Raw genomic sequence first — 17,785 nt, 5'->3', positions numbered from 1 at the left:
ATGCTGCGCGTAGGGCTTACAGGAGGTCTGGGCAGCGGCAAAAGCACCGTCGCGGAGATGTTTGCGGCGCGTGGCGTTCACGTCATATCGGCAGACGAAGTTGGGCGCAGACTGATGCAGCCGGGCGAGGGAGTATATCGGCAGATTGTTGAGCAGTTCGGCAAGGAAGTGGTTCGTGCTGATGGTACGCTGAATCGCCCGCTACTTGCCGAGCTGGCATTTCGCCAAGGCAGGCTGGACGAGCTGAATCGAATCGTTCATCCCGCGGTGATTGCCGCGCAGGAGGAGTGGGCAAACGATCTGGAGGCGCGCGAGCCGGATGCGATTGCCATGATCGAATCGGCGTTGATCTTTGAGGCAGGGGTTTCCGGCAGCGTTCCCGGATGGAAGGATCGTTTTGACAAGATCGTGCTGGTGACGGCTCCGGACGACGTGAAGATCCAGCGTTTTCTTGAGCGTATTGGCACTGGTATGCAGGTGAACGCGGAGCAACTCAAGCTATTCGAAGAGGATGCGCGCTCGCGGCTTGCGGCACAGATTCCGGATAGCGAGAAGATTCCGTTTTCGGACTACGTGATTGACAACAGCGGATCGCTGGAGCGCACGCGGCAAGAGGTTGACGAGGTCTTTGGCCGATTGCGCAGTGCCTGACTCGATAAAATAGAAGCAATGCTTTTCCGGCTGCCCTTGTCCCCCGGATGCCGACAGCCAGGCAATCACATTTGAACGGATGATGTCGCAATGATTTTTCGCAGGATTGTTTTGGTGCTCGTTCTGGTTGGCGGCTTCTGGCTGGTTCTCAATCGAACTCGGCCGGCGAACCAAATGCCGCCGTCGATTGCTCCCGGTTCGCTGCATCTGACAGAGGCGCACGCCGCTCCGGAGTACGACTCCGAAGAGCTGAATAATATTTCTGTTTACAAGAGGGCGCTACCGTCTGTGGTAAATATCACGGCTTCTGCGGTTGCCTTCGATTTCTTCTGGGGCGCGGTGCCGCAGCAGGGGCAGGGTTCCGGGTTCATTCTCAACAAAGAAGGCCAGATTCTTACCAACTACCACGTGGTTGCCGATGCGACGCAGGTAGAGGTCACCACTTCTGACAAGCATCGCTACAAGGCGCGTGTGATTGGTAAGGACCGACACCATGATCTAGCGCTGCTGCAGATCAGCGCACCGAATCTTGTGCCCGCCACGCTGGCTGATTCGCGCAATCTGGTTGTGGGGCAGAAGGTCTATGCGATTGGCAATCCATTTGGCCTGAGCGGCACGATGACTACGGGCATTATCAGCGCCAAGCGGTCGATTCGCGGGCCTAGCGGCGATCTGATCGACAATGCGATCCAGACGGATGCGGCCATCAATCCCGGCAACTCCGGTGGCCCGCTGCTGAATTCGCGTGGCGAGGTGATCGGTATTACTTCGCTGATTGCCACCAATCCGAACCAGGATGTGGAGCAGAATGCTGGTATTGGCTTTGCCATTCCTATCGATACGGCGAAGGCTGTGCTGAGCGATTTCCAGCGCTATGGCCGGGTGCGCAGGCCTTCGCTGGGGATTGTGTCTTATCCGATCGGCCCTGATCTCGCTGACCAGATGGGGCTGGCTGCTGATTATGGCGTATTGATTCAGCGTGTGTTGCCGGGCGGTCCGGCGGAGCACGCAGGGCTGCATGGCGGGAATCAGACGGCATACCTCGGCAACATGCAGATTTATCTTGGCGGTGACCTGATTGTCGGCGTCGACGATCAGCAGGTGGCAAGCACACAGGACATTGACGAGATCATGGACCATCATCAGGCGGGCGATGTGGTGACGATTACGTTCTTCCGCGGCCGCCGCAAGCTGACGACTCGGTTGACGCTGGGCGAAGCTGGAGACCGGTCGGTCTAAGAATTATGAAGTCGTGCGATCAACTCGATATTGCCAAGCTGCGCATTCTGGATGGCGGGATGGCGACGGAGCTTGAGCGGCGCGGCTGCAATATCAGCGGGCCGCTGTGGTCGGCGCATGTGCTGGATGAGAGTCCGGAGACGATTGCGGCGGTTCATCTGAGCTATCTGGACGCCGGGGCCGACTGCATTCTCACGGCCAGCTATCAGGTTTCGGCGATGGGATATGCAGAGCTGGGCCAGCCTCCGGAAGCTGCCGCTGCTGCCGCTGCTGCTCTGCGGCGGTCGGTGGATCTGGCTCTCGCTGCGCGAGAACGGTATCGGAGGCAATCTGCGCGGCCGGTATGGGTTGCGGCGTCGCTGGGGCCTTATGGCGCGGCTTTGCACAACGGAGGGGAGTATCACGGCAATTACAACGTCGACTTTGCTGAGTTGGTCCGGTTTCACGCGGAGAGGCTGGCAGTCATTGAGAGCACGGAAGCTGATTTTGTTGCGCTTGAATCTGTTCCTTCGCTCGAAGAGGCGGAAGCAATTGTCGAGGCACTGCATCAGCATCCCGTTGTTTGCGGGTGGATTTCTTTTACGTGCAAGGATGAGCAGCATGTTTCCCACGGTGAGAAGCTGGTGCGCTGCGCGGAGTTTCTCGACAAGCAGAAGCAGGTCATCGCGGTGGGGATCAATTGCACACAGCCGAAGTTCATTCGACCGTTGATTGGTGAATTGAAGCGAGCGACGCGCAAGCTGATTGTTGTTTATCCCAATTCCGGTGAAGGCTGGGATGCTGAACACCGCTGCTGGACGGGTGCCTCCGATGTAGCGGGCTTCGGGAGTCTTGCCCGCGAATGGAACGAAGCTGGAGCGCAGATTATCGGCGGCTGCTGCCGCACGGGGCCTGAACATGTGCGCGCGATTCGGGAGAGCCTTGCAGCGAGTCTCGCTGCGCGTTAACTGCCTTCGTAGGCTCGTTTCAGAGCCGCGATATCGATCTTGCCCATCTGCAGCATGGCCTTCATAGTTCTTTGCGATTTTTCGGGATCCGGGTCACTCAGCATTTCGCCGAGCGCCCTCGGGATGATCTGCCACGACAACCCGTATTTGTCGACCAGCCAGCCGCAGTGGTCTTCTTTTCCGCCAGCGGTGAGCTTCGCCCATAGTTCATCGACTTCTTCCTGCGTTTCGCAGTTTACGAAGAGCGAAATGGCGGGCGAGAGCTTGTAGTAAGGGCCGCCGTTCAAGGCCATGAATGGCTGGCCTTCGAGCTCGAAGGTGACGGACATGGCAGAGCCTTTCGGGCCGGGGCCTGCGTCTCCGTAGCGGCTGATGGTGCCGATTTTCGAGTTCTTGAAGATGGAGACATAAAAATGCATTGCCTCCTCTGCCTTGTCGTCGAACCACAAGAATGGCGTGATTTTCTGCATAGGAGTCTCCTTAGAGTGGGGTTTGTCAGGCGGCTTTTGGTTCGAGCATTTCCGCGAGACGGTCGTAGGTTTCGGCTGCTCCGTGCTCCATGCCTGACTTGATGACGGCGTCGCGGACTTCTTTCGAGGCATACAGCACCGTGGCGGTCATCGTCGTTTTGCCATCTTTCTCGACGAAAACGGATGTTACCTGCGACTCGCTGCCGGGGAAGTCGTCGAACGACTCCATGTGCACGGAACCTTCTGGCGGCGTGATCTCTTTGTAGGTTCCGCGCATGCCCATCTCCTGGCCGTCGGGGCCACGCATGACGAAGCGAAAGCCTCCGCCTACTCTGAAGTCAACTTCGCAGACTGGCAAAGACCAGCCGTGTGGCCCAAACCAGCGTTTGAGCAGTTCAGGTTTGCTGAATGCTTCGAAGACCAGATGGCGCGGTGCATTGAAGACCCGCGTGAGGACAATTTCGCGGTCGTTCGGCGTGGTCACTTGCAGGGTTCCGGTATTCTTCATGATTTATCTCCTGGGACGGGTATGTCTCGCTCTCTTTTCCTTCGCTTTCATTTCTTCGAGCAGCGCATCGAGACGCTGAAAGCTGCTTTCGAGTGTGTTGCGATAGCCCTCCAGCCAGTCAGTTGCCTCGACCAGGGGCTCGATTTCAACGCGGCATGGCCGCCGCTGTGCATCGCGTCCGCGCGAGATGAGGCCGGCGCGCTCCAACACTTTGAGGTGCCTGGAGATGGCGGGCTGGCTCATGGCGAATGGCTCAGCCAGTTCCATCACCGAGGCTTCGCCATCGGCGAGACGAGCGAGAATTGCTCTCCGGGTGGGGTCAGCAAGGGCCGAAAATGTTGCATCCAGATTTGCTGAAGTCATCTCTTTATAACATCATGGTTATATAACGTATAGGTTATATGCAAAGGTGACGAGATATGTCAAGGGTGCTCTTCAGGAATTTTTCGACGCTTGTCAGGACGGGGGTTCTCAGGGCATTCCGGGGCGGCCTTGGCTCACTCATCCATGCGACAATATAGAAGTAACCGTCATGAAATCAGAATCTCTCCCTGTAGCTCCACAAGCTGCCTCGGTAACCCCTGAGCTTTTGGCTCAACACAGCATTACACCGGATGAATACGAGCGGATTACGGCCGCTCTGGGGCGTACGCCGAGCCTAACGGAGCTTGGTATCTATAGCGTTATGTGGAGCGAGCACTGCTCCTATAAGTCGTCGCGCGTGCATCTGCGGCGGCTGCCGACCAAGAGCGATCGCGTGGTGCAAGGGCCGGGTGAGAACGCCGGCATTATCGACGTGGGCGATGGCTGGGCCTGCGCTTTCAAGATCGAGTCGCACAATCATCCCTCGTATATTGAGCCGTTTCAGGGAGCGGCAACCGGCGTCGGTGGCATTCTACGCGACATTTTCACCATGGGAGCGCGCCCACTGGCGGTGATGGATTCGCTGCGCTTCGGGCCAATTTCGGAAGACAAGGATACGCCGCGGGAGATCGTGCATAAGAATCACTCGATTGTTGAAGGAGTGGTGCACGGCATCGCGGGATATGGCAATTGCTTTGGCGTTCCAAACCTTGGCGGCGAGACACGATTCGAAGAGTGTTACTCGGGGAATCCGCTGGTGAATGCCTTTGCGTTGGGGCTGGTGCGGCGCGATGAGATTTTCTACGCGAAGGCTACGGGCGTTGGGAATCCGGTGATTTATGTCGGGGCCAAGACTGGCCGCGACGGCATTCATGGCGCGACGATGGCCAGCGAAGAGTTCAAGGAAGGTTCAGAGCAGAAGCGGCCGAATGTGCAGGTGGGCGACCCATTTATGGAGAAGCTGCTGCTTGAGGCTTGCCTCGAAGCGATGAAGACTGGTGCGATTGTCGGTATTCAGGACATGGGTGCGGCCGGGCTCACCTCTTCGAGTTGCGAAATGGGAGCGCGCGGCGGTGTCGGACTCAAAATGAATCTGGATCACGTCCCGCAGCGCGAAACCGGCATGACCGCCTATGAAATGATGCTCAGCGAGTCGCAGGAGCGCATGCTGCTCGTCGCCGACAAGGGCCGCGAGCAGGAAGTGCTCGATGTCTTCGCCAAGTGGGGACTGGATGCGACTGTCGTCGGCACGGTGATTCCGGAGCCGCGACTGCGCATTCTGCACCATGGTGAGCTGTTCGCGGATATTCCGAATCAGTCGCTTACGGATGATGCGCCTGTGTACCACCGTCCTGTGGGCGAGTGGAATGCTCCGGTTCCCGCGGAACCGACGAAGAGTGCGTTAGCAAAACTCGGGTACGAGGATAAGACTTCGACACGTAACTACACCGATGATCTGCGTACGCTGCTTGCTTCCAGCAATGTGTGCTCGAAGCGGTGGGTGCATGAGCAGTACGATTCGATGGTGCAGACGAACACGGTGCAGGGGCCGGGCGGCGAAGGCGGCGTGATGCGAATCAAGGGAACAAAGCGCGGGCTGGCGATGGCGCTCGACGGCAATGGGCGGTGGTGCTATCTCAATCCGAAGCTGGGTGCGCAACATGCGGTTGCGGAAGCGGCGCGCAAAGTGGCTTGCACAGGAGCGACTCCGATTGCGGCGACGAACTGTCTGAACTTCGGCAATCCAGAGAAGCCGGAGATCATGGCGCAACTTTCGGCGGCTATAGACGGCATCTCGGAGGCTTGCATCGCGCTGGGCACGCCGATCACGGGCGGAAACGTTTCGCTCTACAACGAGACGCGTGGCGAAGGCATTTATCCGACGCCTGTGCTTGGAATTGTTGGTCTGATTGAAGATGTAACGAAGGCGGTTCCGGCAGATTTTCAGAAAGCGGGTGACATCGTTCTGGTTATCGGCCAGGCGAAACTGCCGACGATTGAAGAGCGCATGCGGGAATTCGGTTCTTCGGAATATGCCAAGACGGTGCTTGGGGAAATCTGGGGGACGCCGCCGGCTCTTGATCTGAGCGTGGAGGCGGCACTGCAGAAATGTCTGGCGGAGTTGGCGGATTTGAGACTGCTGCATTCGGCGCGCGACATTTCTGACGGCGGCATTGCCGTTGCGCTGGGTGAAGGCGCCTTTGGGGATGGTGTTGGCGTGAGCGCACATCTTCTCGAAGGGCCGGACCTTCCGGTTGCGTGGCAGCTTTTTGGCGAGACGCCGACGCAAGTCATCGTTACCTGCGACGCTTCAGATGTTGCGAAGATTAAAGCTGTTGTCGGCAAGTATGCAGGCCTGCTGGTGCAGGACGTGGGTGAGACGACGAAAGATCATTTCCGCATCGAGGTCAATGGCAGAGCGGTAATCACCGAAAGTGTGAAGGGATTGCGGCATGTGTGGTCCAACGCTCTTGAAGCCAAACTTTACGATGAGGTGCTTGCGTGAGCGGTTTGCTGATCGAAGGCATTTCCGAGGAAGAAACCCGGGTTAGCTCCACGAACCCTTCGACGAGTTCAGGCCAGGCTCCGGGGCACCCGGATAGCACGCAGGATGACAAGCTGCGCGAGGAGTGCGGCGTCGTAGCGGTCCACGGCCATCCAGATGCGTCGCGCCAGGTCTATCTCGGGCTCTATGCTTTGCAGCATCGTGGGCAGGAGTCTGCTGGGATAGCGACTGCCGATGGCACGAATCTTTCAAACATCAAGGGAATGGGTCTTGTAGCCGACATCTTTACGGAAGAAGTTCTCGCAAAGCTGCATGGTGACATGGCTATTGGCCACACGCGCTACTCGACGACCGGCGATTCGGCGCTTTTGAATGCGCAGCCGATTCGTGTGGATTCGACCAAGGGGCTTATTGCGATTGCGCACAATGGCAATCTGGTAAACCTTGGCAATGTGCGCGCGAAGCTCGAACGCGAAGGCGCGTTCTTTCAGACTACGAGTGACTCCGAAATTATCGTGCAGCTGATTGCGCACTCGAAGGCAGGCACACTGGTTGATGCGATCGCGGATTCATTGCGCCAGGTTGATGGGGCCTTCTCGATCGTTATGATGACGCGTGACCGGGTGTTTGCGGCGCGCGATCCGCGGGGCTTCCGTCCGTTGTCGATGGGGCGCATTACGAATCCGGATGGTCCGGATACGATTGTCTTTGCTTCGGAGACCTGCGCCTTCGACTTGCTCCGAGCCAAATTTGAGCGGGACGTGCAGCCGGGCGAACTTGTCATGGTTACGCGCGACGGTGTCACCTCACGGCACTATTCGACGGGCATTCCGCAATCGAGTTGCATTTTCGAGCATGTCTACTTTGCGCGGCCGGACAGCAAGATCTTCAATCGGTGGGTGCAGGAGAGCCGCGAAGAAATGGGACGTCAGCTGGTGCGCGAGTCGCATGTGGATGCTGATCTCGTGGTTCCTGTGCCGGACAGCGGTGTTACGGCTGCGATTGGTTATGCGGCTGAGAGCGGCTTGCCGTTTCGTTTCGGGCTGATTCGAAATCACTATGTGGGCCGGACGTTTATTGAACCGGAACAGCGCGTGCGCGACTTTGGCGTGAAGCTCAAGCTGAATCCTGTCCGCAATCTGCTTGAAGGCAAGCGCATCATCCTGATCGACGACTCGATTATTCGCGGGACTACGAGCAGAAAGATTGTGCGCATGGTGCGCTCGGCGGGTGCGAAGGAAGTTCACTTGCGCATCAGTTGCCCGCCAACGATCTCGCCCTGTTTCTACGGCGTGGATACGCCTCGTAAACAGGAATTGATCGCAGCCAATAATTCCATCGAAGAGATTCGTCGCTTCATTGAAGCTGACTCGCTTGCTTATTTGTCACTAGAAGGGTTACAGAAGGCATGCGAGGGCGGTGAGGGCAATCACTTCTGCGTTGCGTGTTACACGGGGAACTATCCTACGCAATGGGTGGACGCGGAAGACATTCTGCCTGCAGTCGTCGCGCAGTAAACTGACACGCAACCCACCGCACATCTGCTGCTTCCCATCTTCAGGAGGAGAGTCCATGCCGACTAAAAAGAAGGCGAGCAGCCGTAAATATGGGACGGCGGCCTCGAAGTCCGTTGAGCGCGAGATGCGCGCCATGAAAAAGGGAAAACTGAAGAGCGGCCGCAGCAAGAAAAAGGTCACGAGTCGCAAGCAAGCTATTGCTATTGGCCTTTCGGAGGCGCGCAAGGCGGGGGCTAAGGTTCCGAGTCCACCTAAGAAAAAAAGCGCTAAAAAGAAAAGTACGAAAAAGAAAAGCTCGGCGAAGAAGTCGAGCAAGGCTGCCTGAAAAAAGAGCGGCTGGTTGCTGCTCCACTTCTTACGCGGCGGCTTCGAGGTCGTTCTCTTCGACCGCGTCGATTGGGTTCGCGACGCGCAGTTCCCGTAGCCAGATTATTGGCGCAGTGACGAAGGAAAGCAGCAGGCCGGGCAACTGTTTGAGATCGGATGAGAGAGAGCGGCTCTGCTTTCCGACGAGCATGGCTCCACTTTCCATGGCATGCCAATGAAACATCGCAGAAACCAGCGTGAAGATGAGCGCGCCGATACCGAGAGCATGCGCGTCGACGTGGTCCAGCAGCGAATGTAAGACTGCATCCAGGCCCAGCGAAGTAAGTGGGACGAGGACCACCACGACTGTCCACGCGCAGTAACGGGGCTTGATGACGAGCGCTTGCTGCTGCCATGCTGAGAAAATACCCGCAGTCAGCAACACATAAATCATCTCGACGGCACTGAAGTGCTGCCGCTCATGCGGATGGACATGCCGTAGCGCTGCAATACATGCCGCGCCGCGGAAAATTGCAGTGATCAGAGCAGCTTTCCAGTTCCAATGCGTAAGGGCAAACAGCCACCGGCGGTTGTCACTCTTCGTCTGCATCTCGCGGACCAAGATAGCCTGATTCGAACAACATGCCATCAATGTGACGTTACGATTTTGACAAAACTCCTTTGCGTACCAAAAGTAACCAAACCGGCCGCGCAACTTTCGATGCCGGCGTTGGAGCGTGAATGCGCCCAGGGCAGTCGTTTGTGATTTGTGGTTGACGGCACCCACTATCGGAATGGGCTGAACAACCTGGAGGAAGCAAGTTCTGTGACCGATGTTCGAGCCGTAGGGCTATTGATCAGGGATTCATTTTCAAGCCAGCTGGTGCTCCTGGCTCACTCCGTTGGAGAATACGGATTCCTAAATGGTGCTTGCACTTAGGATGACGAGGGGACAGAAATCGCTGTTCCCAAGTTCGATTTTTGCGCTCAGTCGGTTCGCTTTCTGCCGTTGATTCGCGCTACAATCTTTGCCCAAAGGCCGGGTTCACCCGGACGCCACACCGTTCCGCCTGTCGCTGCTTGCCGGACGAGATGGCTGTGACCCCCAAATTTCCGGGCCGCCTGGCTGGATGCAGAATGGTTTTTCGGCATCCATCTGGATAGATGTCCAGGGGGAGGCAGTCATGAAAGCCCTTCGTTCCTCGGTGACCTCACACACGTTCGCAGTTCTCGCCGCCTTGTCGCTCCTCTTTGCACTGACATTGCAGCCTCAGGCGCAAACACCGATGTCATTGTTCGCCATAGGTAGTTATGCTCAGCAACCTCCGGTGAAGGCGATGGATGAGGCGCCGCATTTTGCGCTGAGTCCGGAGATGATGGGAGACATCATGATGGCGCATCAGCGGTACATTGCCGCCCTCGATGCCTACCGGCAGGGGCCGATGGATTCGGCTGTGTTGTGGAACAAAATGGGGATAGCGAACCATCACATGTTCAATTTGCGGGAAGCGCAGAAGGATTATGAGAAGGCTCTCAAGCTGAAGCCGACTTATCCGGAGGCGCTGAATAATCTGGGGGCGGTGTATTACGGACAGAAGCAATTCCATGATGCTGAGCACACGTACAAGAAGGCCATCAAGCTCAGCCCGAAGTCTGCCATGTTCTATAGCAATTTAGGTACGGCCTATCTTGCGGAAGGCAAGTTCAAGAAGGGCGCCGAATGTTATCGAACAGCACTTGCTCTCGATCCCAATGTTTTCGATAGCGATCCCGCAACGAGAATTGCTGAGACTGGTCCCACGGAAGAGATTGCGACACTCAATTATCTGCTGGCCAAGACTTATGCCCAGGCAGGCAGAAAGGCCGAAGCGCTGCTTTATTTGCGCAAGGCGATAGACGAAGGATTCAATGACCGCAAGAAGCTGCTCGCAGACAAGGAATTCGCCATTTTGAAGGACGTGCCGGAATTTCAGCAAATGATTGCTGAGAAACGTGACTAGCGATCCCACGCCGAGGCTGGCCTCCGGGCTTCTTCAAACGGTATTCTGCTCTGAGTGAAGACGTTCATCAGCGTTTCCAAAGAAGACTACCTTAAGGCGATTCTCGAAGCCGAGAGCGAGGGCCAAACCGTCATTTCCGCCACACTTGCACACTGGCTCGATGTGTCTCCACCAGCCGTCTCGATGGCTCTCCGCCGATTGAAGCGCGACGGGTTTGTCGATGTAAAGGCAGATGGCATTGTCCGGCTAACGCCGAAGGGGAAAGAAACTGCTTATCGTACGGCTCTTCGGCATCACCTGATCGAACGCATGCTGTCTGAAATGTTTGGGATGCCGTGGTATGAGGTGCACGACGAGGCGGAGCGGTTGGAGCATGCTGTATCTCCCGCTTTCGAAGCTCGGCTCCTGGAAAAATTAGGGGAAAAGGGAACCTGCCCGCATGGGAATTCCGTCTTGCCGGAGACGCCTGTGCAGCGAGGAAGGCAGGGTCTCGCGTTGCTTTCTGAAGCAAAGGAGCTAACCGAATACACGGTGTGCAGCTTGTATGAGCGGGATCCTAAGCTGTTGCAATTTCTCAACGAAGTAGGGATTGAGCCACAGGGCGCGGTCCGCATCGTGAAGAAGAACTATGATCAGACGGTCGCGATTGAAACTGCGAAAGGCAGCTTTACGATCGGCGCTCCTGCGGCACAAAAGGTCTGGGTAAGGCGTCGCCGGGGCAAGGGATAGACGCCTTCTCCACCTTTTGGTGGAGTGTGCCACCGCCCGATGGGTGTGTAGTATTCGTGGTAGCGCACCAAACATGCTCATTCGTCGCCATTTGTGGGGTCTCTGCGTTGCGGGTCTTCTTCTGGCCAGCCGCGACTCCGTTGCGCTGGACCCGCACTATCCCTTGCAGCACTATGGCTACCAATCATGGCAGACCGACGATGGGCTTCCTCAAAATACGGTACATGCCGTGTTGCAGACACGAGATGGCTATATATGGTTAGCCACTGAGGCGGGGCTGGTGCGATTCGATGGTGCGCAGTTCACCGTCTTCGACAGGAAGAACACGCCGCAGCTGGGCAGCGATATGATTTACGGCCTGTTTCAGGACGAACAGGGTGCGCTGTGGATCAGTACCGCCGGAGGGCTTACCCGCTTCGAAAACGGTGAGTTTAAGCTGTTTAGTGCGAATGACGGGCTGCCTGCGAATGCTATCTGGTCGGTTTACCAGGGCCGCGATGGAAGTCTGTGGGTCCTCACGAATGCGGGCCTGGGCAAGTTGGTGAGCGGGCATTTTCAGCCTGCGGTTTTTCCGCAAGGCCTCTCGGCTGCGAGCACGATTGTAGAAATGCTCGATGGCTCGCTGTGGGTGAACTCCGGGAATAGCGTGCTGCGGGTTGATTCCAGTGGCGCTTCCGTCGTCACCGTTATTGCAGGTGGGGAACAGATACAGGCCCTGGCGTCCGATGGCCATGGGGGGATCTGGGCTGGATCTCGCTCTGGACTGAGAGTTATTTCTTCGCATGGTACGCAGAACACGTTTCATTTGCCCACAGGGCTTGGGAGCGACATTACGTGCCTGCTTGGCGCTTCGGACGGTCATCTATGGATAGGTACATCAAACGGGCTGGGCGAGTTTGATGGCAAGGCCACGCGCGTGATCACGACTCGTGATGGATTACCTGGGAACCGTATCACCAATCTGTTTGAGGACCGCGAGAATGCCATATGGGCTGCCACGGATCGCGGAGTCGGTCGCATCGCAAAAGGAGATGTCTCAGGGTTGAACTCAAAAGAAGGTTTGTCGAGCAGCCTTGTGCTTGCCCTTTACGAAGATCGCGAAGGCAGTTTGTGGCTGGGTACTGAGTCGGGCGGCGTAAGCATATTGCGGGATCGGAAATTCACAACATATACAACGCAAGATGGATTGACGGATGATCTCGTACGCTCCGTGTTTCAGGATGGCAAGGGAACCTTGTTGGTGGGCACGAACAGTGGCGGGGTCGATCGATATGAGGGCGGTAGATTCGCGTCCTTGTCGACAGCCAATGCCTTATCGAGCAACGTGGCGCTTGCTTTAACCGATGATGCCGGCGGCAATCTTTGGGTGGGAACTCCCGACGGCCTGAATCGCATCAACGGAAGCCGCTCCGCGGTCTTCACATCGGCTGACGGACTCGCCGATGACTTTGTTCGCTCACTCTACACGGATCGCAATGGGGCTGTGTGGATCGGGACGCGTCACGGGCTGTCGCGCTACGAGAATGGGGAATTCACGTCGTATGCCGCGACGGATGGCCTGGGGAGCGATCTGGTGGGAGTTGTTCTGGAAGATAGAGACAACAGCTACTGGATTGGAACGCTGGGCGGTCTCACGCACTTTGCCAATGGCAGTTTCACAAACTTCACCAGCGCGCAGGGACTTTCGAGCAATGTGATTACGTCGCTGCAACTGGATCCTGACGGAACGCTGTGGATTGGGACTAACGGCGGTGGATTGAATGCGCGCGTGAATGGGAAGTTCGTGAATTTTCTGCCGGCGAAAGCATTGCCTCAAGATATCTTTGGAATTCTCGACGATGACCGTGGGAATCTGTGGCTGGGTTCGAGTAAAGGTATCTTTCGCGTCAGCAAAGCACAGCTCATTGCAATGGCGTCGGCGAATGCGGGCGCAATCTCTCCGGACGTTTACGGTACAGCGGATGGGATGCGGATCAGTGAGTGCAGCAGTGGAGGCCATCCTGCGGCATGGCGTGCGAAGGACGGGACGCTTTGGTTTGCGACATTGCGAGGGGTGACAACGGTAGATCCTGCGCACATGCCTGTGAACCAGGTGCGTCCGCTGGCAGTGATCGAACAAGTGCTGGTGGATGATGCTTCGTCGCCAATGACTCGTGACTTTGAAATCGGGCCTGGTCATACCAGGCTCGCTTTTCAATATGCGGGGTTAAGTTTTGTTGCGCCACAAAAGGTCCGCTTTCGCTACAAGCTCGATGGGCTGGACAAGGATTGGGTAGACGCAGGCACGAGGCGAATCGCATACTACACGAACATTCCTCCGGGACGCCACACGTTTCACGTGATGGCATGCAACAATGACGGCATCTGGAGCGAAGAGGATGCTGCCTTTAACTTCCGCCTACTTCCGCACTTCTATCAGACATACTGGTTCTATCTGCTGCTGGTCGCGTCTGTATCGCTTCTTGGTTATGCGGCGTACCGGTGGAGAGTACGTACGGTAGAGTCGCAATTCAGCGCTGTGCTGGCGGAGCGCAGCCGCATCGCGCGAGAAATTCACGATACGCTGGCGCAAGGCTTTGTTGCAGTCTCTGTTCAACTGGAAGTTGTAGCGCGATTGCTGGCGACATCGACCGATGCTGCTCGGGAGCATCTGGAACAGGCGCGAACAATGACACGTGATTGCCTTGCGGAGGCGCGAAGCTCTATCTGGAACCTGCGGTCACAGGTCTCTGCGCAAAATGATCTGGCTTCGGCATTGACCCAGGCGGCTGAACGCATCACTGCCAATAGCCATGTGAAAGCGCGGGTAAAGGTGAGTGGGACATTTCGGCCGATTGACTCGCGCATTGAAGCGGAGCTGCTTCGCATCGGGCAGGAAGCGATTACGAATGTCGTTCGACATGCAGAGGCGCAGCACGCCGACATCACGTTGCTGTTTCAGGATAAGCTGCTGCGCATGACGGTGAAGGACGACGGGCGCGGATTTGAACGCGAACCGAAAGAACAAATGCAAAATGGACACTTTGGTCTCACGGGTATGCGTGAGCGCGCGGAGCAGATCGGTGCGCGTATCACAGTGAAAAGCGAGCGGGATCAAGGCACCGAGATTCAGGTAGAAGTCGCAATTTGAGAAGGAGCCTATGACTGAATCGATTCAGATCATGGTCGTCGATGATCATCACATTGTGCGGAAGGGGCTAGTCGCTCTGATCGCGACGATTCCCGATATGAGGGTGGTTGCAGAGGCGGCCGATGGCGTGCAGGCGGTCGACTTGTTTCGCAAGCACCAACCTGACGTTACGCTTATGGATCTTCGACTGCCGAATAAGAACGGCGTAGATGCGATCACAGACATTCGCCGGGAATTTCAGGGAGCCCGCATCATTGTTCTGACGACATTTGACGGGGACGAGGATATCTATCGCGCTCTGCAGGCGGGAGCGAAAGGGTACTTGCTCAAAGGTATGAACGCCGATGAGCTGACTGAAGCGATACGAACGGTACACGCCGGGAAGTCGCGCATTCCGGCAGTCGTGGCAGAACGGCTGGCAGAGCGGATGGGTGGGCCCTCGCTCACAGGGCGAGAGCTGGATGTTTTAAAGCGGATTGTGGGCGGTCGCAGCAACAAGGAAATTGCGGGAGACTTGTTCATTTCTGAAGCGACGGTGAAGACGCATATCAATAGCATTCTCAGCAAGCTTGGCGTAAATGACAGAACGCAGGCGGCAACGACGGCGTTACAGCGGGGGATTGTGCACCTTGACTAACAGCAGAAAATACAAATGGCTGGTCGCGTTATTTGCGGTTCTCACCGTTGTGGGAATGTCTGCGCAGGAACCCAGATCCGGATCGTGGCGCGCCGCCACCGATGGAGAATTGAAAGCCCTCATTCCGCCCCGGGCGCCGGTGATTCAGGAACGCATTGAGACGGAATTGCGCACGGCTTCAGGAATTACAGATGGCAAGGGCAAGTTTGTGGCCGGCGTCGTTCTGATTACTGCGGGATATTCCGCCGAAGGCAAGTATTCGCACTATTTCATCGCGCAGGTGCCGATGAAAATCGGTAACATACAACTTAGTGCTGGTGAATACCTCATTGGCTGGAAGCACAATGAAGAGTCGCTCACGGTCAATTTCTATGAAGCTGCCAGCGGCAAATTTCTTGGTAGTGTGGAGGCGGTAAAGAACGCGTCGACGACGCGGGTTGAGTCGTTTCGCATTTGGCCGCCAGCCGATAAATCCCTCATCCAGATTGGTCGCTTCACCTTTCCGTATCAGCTAGAAAGCTAAGTACACATGGTCGCCACCAATGCAAAAGGGAAAGAGCCTTTGCTCTTTCCCCTCGGGTGCACGTTGATTCTCTTGAGACATCTGTGAGACTACTTCTAGTCCTTTTCTGTGCGTTTTTTTGCGCAAGGCAGCCGCGACGATATCAGCAATGCGAGGCTGCAAAGTGACGACAGTACGACGGAAAAAGCGAGAGCCATGAAGACGGAGTGTCTTAAGGTTATCGACCCTAACGCCGCACCAGCAAACATCGCCACCACCGCTGCAATGCGCCGCTGCCAACGGGGATTGGTTCCGCCTGCCAGAGACGAATCCGCAGCAAGGCCAGTAATGGTCAACGTCAGCACTGTCGTTGTCAGGTCAGGAACGGCTAACTTACGTACGGCGGCATTTCTCATCCCCATCGCTATGGCTGTGCAAGCGATCATCGCGTAAAGCCGTAGGAAATGCGGAGATGAAACGACACTATAGCCAAGTGCGGCCAGTGTCGCACCAGCTAAGAAAACAATCTCCAATGCAAAGACCGAACTGGCCGCACGAAGCTGCACCACTGCGCTTGCGCCAGCCATGATGCGACCGCCAACCGCGGCGCCTGCAAGAAACCCCAAGAGAGCAGTCATTGAACCAGCCAGGGAAACCTGGGGTACGCCCGTACTCGCAAATGCAAGAAGAACGATGTTTCCAGTCATGTTGGCTGTGAATACGTGCCCGAAAGAGAGGAAGCTCACTGCATCGACAAGACCGGTAACGGCGGTCATCCCAAGCAGCGCATAGGGGAGGATTGAGTCCGCAGTCAGCGCTTTCCACATAAATCAACACCTCTGCTCGTCAGACTAAAACTTGTAGCCGGTCCACAAAGCCCAGTAGTTGAGGTTGCGCCCAGGCTGCGTCTGCTTTATAAAGCTGCCCGCATAAAAGATCCCGTAGTCGCCTTGAAACCATAGATGACGACTCTTCTGCCAGCGGATCTGCGTGCCCGGTCTGTCTCCGACATATCGGGCTGCGCTTCCATCGGCAGCTCGGATCAGAAATCCGGGCACGTTATAGACACCATCTTGAGTGGTTTGGCGCCACTGCACGATCCAATCAAACGAGGCAGAGACGTTGTGGGGCAGTGCTAACTCGACATGAGGATGAACATCGATAAAATTGATTGGGCCCGGTCCCGTTGTAGCCAGGACACCGAAATAGTCGCCCTTCGGGAACAGAGGATAGAAAGTGCCCAAAGTGTTCGAGGCTGGATGATCCCCGCTTGAGATATCAGCCTTCACGCTGAAGCGTGGCTTTAGAGGCACATTCGGAAATCGATAGCCCGTTTCTGTAGCGACCGTCCACGCTCGAATGTTTACCGAACCAAAGGTGCCGAACTGCCACAGAGCTTCATTGTCAAAGTCCCACCCGGGCCGCTCGGTCGCAATGGGACGGGAGAACCGTCCGCCGATGGAGTGACGCACCTCCTGAGCCGTGCCTCGTTGGTATGTGGCCTGCTTTCTATCCAACCCCAGGTAGTACAGTTCTAAGGACGTTTTCGACAGCGTGGGTCGAGTAGCATATACGCCCCAGAAACTTACCTGGCTGTTTGGCCGATCGTCAAAGAAATCAGGCTTGTCCAGGCGTGGACGCATGGCGAATCCGTCCACGCTCCATGCATTGATTTTGCTTTTGACCAGGAAGCCAACAAAACTCAGGCGGACATTCGGCCCCTCGCGGACGTCGATAAGCCGGCCAGATCCATACTCGAGTTCCTGTATTCCGGCCCTTAGTTCGATGAAGTTCTGACCTTCTGCAGTTCCAACCTGTAGGAGGGCGGCTTGAAAGTCGAGTTTCTTCTCGTCGATCGGACGCGGGCCGCCCTGCCGATAGGAATTTATGCCGCTTTTAAAATCGACAAAGGTGCGAACATGCTGTCCATAATGAACATCGAGACCCAACATGTACCTTTCATTGAGGTACCCGTTCCAGTAAGGAGCTTGTCCCCAATAATCGTTGCCGATCTGCTCCCATACCTCTCGGGCTTCTCCACTGATCGTCATGAACCAATCATCGCGCCCCCTTCGAAGCCGGATATATTTGACCGGGTCCCAGAAATCACGGTTGGCAGGATTCGCAAGAAAGCTCCAGTCCTCGTCTTCCCGCAGTAACTTGATCGTCCTGTCTGGTGCGTCAGGCAAGGCAGACGATATGGCCTGGGCTCCAGCGGACAGTCGTGTGACGAGCAAAACAGCTGCCGCTAGCATTGGGAAAAATCGCATCAAGGTATTT

General features: G+C 56.4%; 17 protein-coding genes. 11 read left to right on the top strand and 6 right to left on the bottom strand.

Features of this window, described 5'->3' with window-relative positions:
• The 3 genes from coaE (at position 1) to mmuM (ending at position 2,837) form a co-directional block, all read left to right on the top strand.
• Positions 1 to 651: a dephospho-CoA kinase gene (gene coaE / locus H7849_RS19160; protein ID WP_186741634.1), complete on the top strand. Its 651-nt coding sequence runs from the start codon at positions 1 to 3 to the stop codon at positions 649 to 651.
• Positions 652 to 741: 90 nt separating this feature from the next.
• Positions 742 to 1,890: a S1C family serine protease gene (locus tag H7849_RS19155; RefSeq protein ID WP_186741632.1), complete on the top strand. Its 1,149-nt coding sequence runs from the start codon at positions 742 to 744 to the stop codon at positions 1,888 to 1,890.
• A 5-nt stretch (positions 1,891 to 1,895) separates the two neighbouring features.
• Complete coding sequence (mmuM, locus tag H7849_RS19150; RefSeq protein WP_186741630.1) at positions 1,896 to 2,837, top strand: homocysteine S-methyltransferase; 942 nt, start codon at positions 1,896 to 1,898, stop codon at positions 2,835 to 2,837.
• On the opposite strand, the gene H7849_RS19145 is transcribed toward mmuM, so the two are convergent.
• Genes H7849_RS19145 through H7849_RS19135 form a run of 3 tightly spaced genes read right to left on the bottom strand, consistent with a single transcriptional unit; the run spans position 2,834 to position 4,178 of the window.
• Positions 2,834 to 3,307: a VOC family protein gene (locus H7849_RS19145; RefSeq protein ID WP_186741628.1), complete on the bottom strand. Its 474-nt coding sequence runs from the start codon at positions 3,305 to 3,307 to the stop codon at positions 2,834 to 2,836. The genes mmuM and H7849_RS19145 overlap by 4 nt on opposite strands.
• A 25-nt stretch (positions 3,308 to 3,332) precedes the next feature.
• On the bottom strand, positions 3,333 to 3,815 hold the full coding sequence (locus H7849_RS19140) for an SRPBCC family protein (RefSeq protein WP_186741626.1): 483 nt from the start codon (positions 3,813 to 3,815) through the stop codon (positions 3,333 to 3,335).
• 3 nt (positions 3,816 to 3,818) lie between these two features.
• A complete protein-coding gene (locus H7849_RS19135) occupies positions 3,819 to 4,178 on the bottom strand; it encodes an ArsR/SmtB family transcription factor (RefSeq protein WP_186741624.1) in 360 nt (119 codons plus the stop codon).
• Between the two features lie 169 nt (positions 4,179 to 4,347).
• Between H7849_RS19135 and purL the strand changes: the two genes are divergently transcribed.
• From purL to H7849_RS19120, 3 genes are all read left to right on the top strand, one after another.
• Entirely contained in the window at positions 4,348 to 6,684 is a 2,337-nt protein-coding gene (purL, locus tag H7849_RS19130) for a phosphoribosylformylglycinamidine synthase subunit PurL (RefSeq protein WP_186741622.1), read from the top strand.
• 113 nt (positions 6,685 to 6,797) lie between these two features.
• Positions 6,798 to 8,201, top strand: coding sequence for an amidophosphoribosyltransferase (gene purF, locus H7849_RS19125; RefSeq protein WP_251106825.1), 1,404 nt, complete (start codon positions 6,798 to 6,800; stop codon positions 8,199 to 8,201).
• 55 nt (positions 8,202 to 8,256) lie between these two features.
• Complete coding sequence (locus tag H7849_RS19120) at positions 8,257 to 8,526, top strand: DUF6496 domain-containing protein (protein WP_186741620.1); 270 nt, start codon at positions 8,257 to 8,259, stop codon at positions 8,524 to 8,526.
• Positions 8,527 to 8,556: 30 nt separating this feature from the next.
• On the opposite strand, the gene H7849_RS19115 is transcribed toward H7849_RS19120, so the two are convergent.
• On the bottom strand, positions 8,557 to 9,117 hold the full coding sequence (locus H7849_RS19115; RefSeq protein ID WP_186741618.1) for a hypothetical protein: 561 nt from the start codon (positions 9,115 to 9,117) through the stop codon (positions 8,557 to 8,559).
• A gap of 574 nt (positions 9,118 to 9,691) precedes the next feature.
• On the opposite strand from H7849_RS19115, the gene H7849_RS19110 reads away from it, so the two are divergent.
• The 5 genes from H7849_RS19110 (at position 9,692) to H7849_RS19090 (ending at position 15,526) form a co-directional block, all read left to right on the top strand.
• The gene (locus H7849_RS19110) at positions 9,692 to 10,507 is read left to right on the top strand and encodes a tetratricopeptide repeat protein (protein ID WP_186741616.1); all 816 of its coding nucleotides are present in this window, start codon (positions 9,692 to 9,694) and stop codon (positions 10,505 to 10,507) included.
• Positions 10,508 to 10,561: 54 nt separating this feature from the next.
• Complete coding sequence (locus tag H7849_RS19105; RefSeq protein WP_186741614.1) at positions 10,562 to 11,236, top strand: metal-dependent transcriptional regulator; 675 nt, start codon at positions 10,562 to 10,564, stop codon at positions 11,234 to 11,236.
• A 73-nt stretch (positions 11,237 to 11,309) separates the two neighbouring features.
• The gene (locus tag H7849_RS19100; RefSeq protein WP_186741612.1) at positions 11,310 to 14,366 is read left to right on the top strand and encodes a sensor histidine kinase; all 3,057 of its coding nucleotides are present in this window, start codon (positions 11,310 to 11,312) and stop codon (positions 14,364 to 14,366) included.
• A gap of 10 nt (positions 14,367 to 14,376) precedes the next feature.
• A complete protein-coding gene (locus H7849_RS19095) occupies positions 14,377 to 15,003 on the top strand; it encodes a response regulator (protein ID WP_186741610.1) in 627 nt (208 codons plus the stop codon).
• Positions 14,996 to 15,526, top strand: coding sequence for a hypothetical protein (locus tag H7849_RS19090; RefSeq protein ID WP_186741609.1), 531 nt, complete (start codon positions 14,996 to 14,998; stop codon positions 15,524 to 15,526). Before H7849_RS19095 ends, H7849_RS19090 begins: the two co-directional genes overlap by 8 nt.
• 95 nt (positions 15,527 to 15,621) lie before the next feature.
• On the opposite strand, the gene H7849_RS19085 is transcribed toward H7849_RS19090, so the two are convergent.
• Together H7849_RS19085 and H7849_RS19080 are read right to left on the bottom strand one after the other, a co-directional pair.
• Positions 15,622 to 16,332: a YoaK family protein gene (locus H7849_RS19085; protein WP_186741607.1), complete on the bottom strand. Its 711-nt coding sequence runs from the start codon at positions 16,330 to 16,332 to the stop codon at positions 15,622 to 15,624.
• A 24-nt stretch (positions 16,333 to 16,356) separates the two neighbouring features.
• Positions 16,357 to 17,775: an alginate export family protein gene (locus H7849_RS19080; protein WP_186741605.1), complete on the bottom strand. Its 1,419-nt coding sequence runs from the start codon at positions 17,773 to 17,775 to the stop codon at positions 16,357 to 16,359.
• Positions 17,776 to 17,785: the final 10 nt, after the last annotated feature.

Origin of the sequence: Alloacidobacterium dinghuense (assembly GCF_014274465.1) — a bacterium.
In the GTDB taxonomy this organism is placed as follows: Bacteria; Acidobacteriota; Terriglobia; order Terriglobales; family Acidobacteriaceae; genus Alloacidobacterium; species Alloacidobacterium dinghuense.
This window is presented reverse-complemented; position numbering and strand designations above follow the sequence as displayed.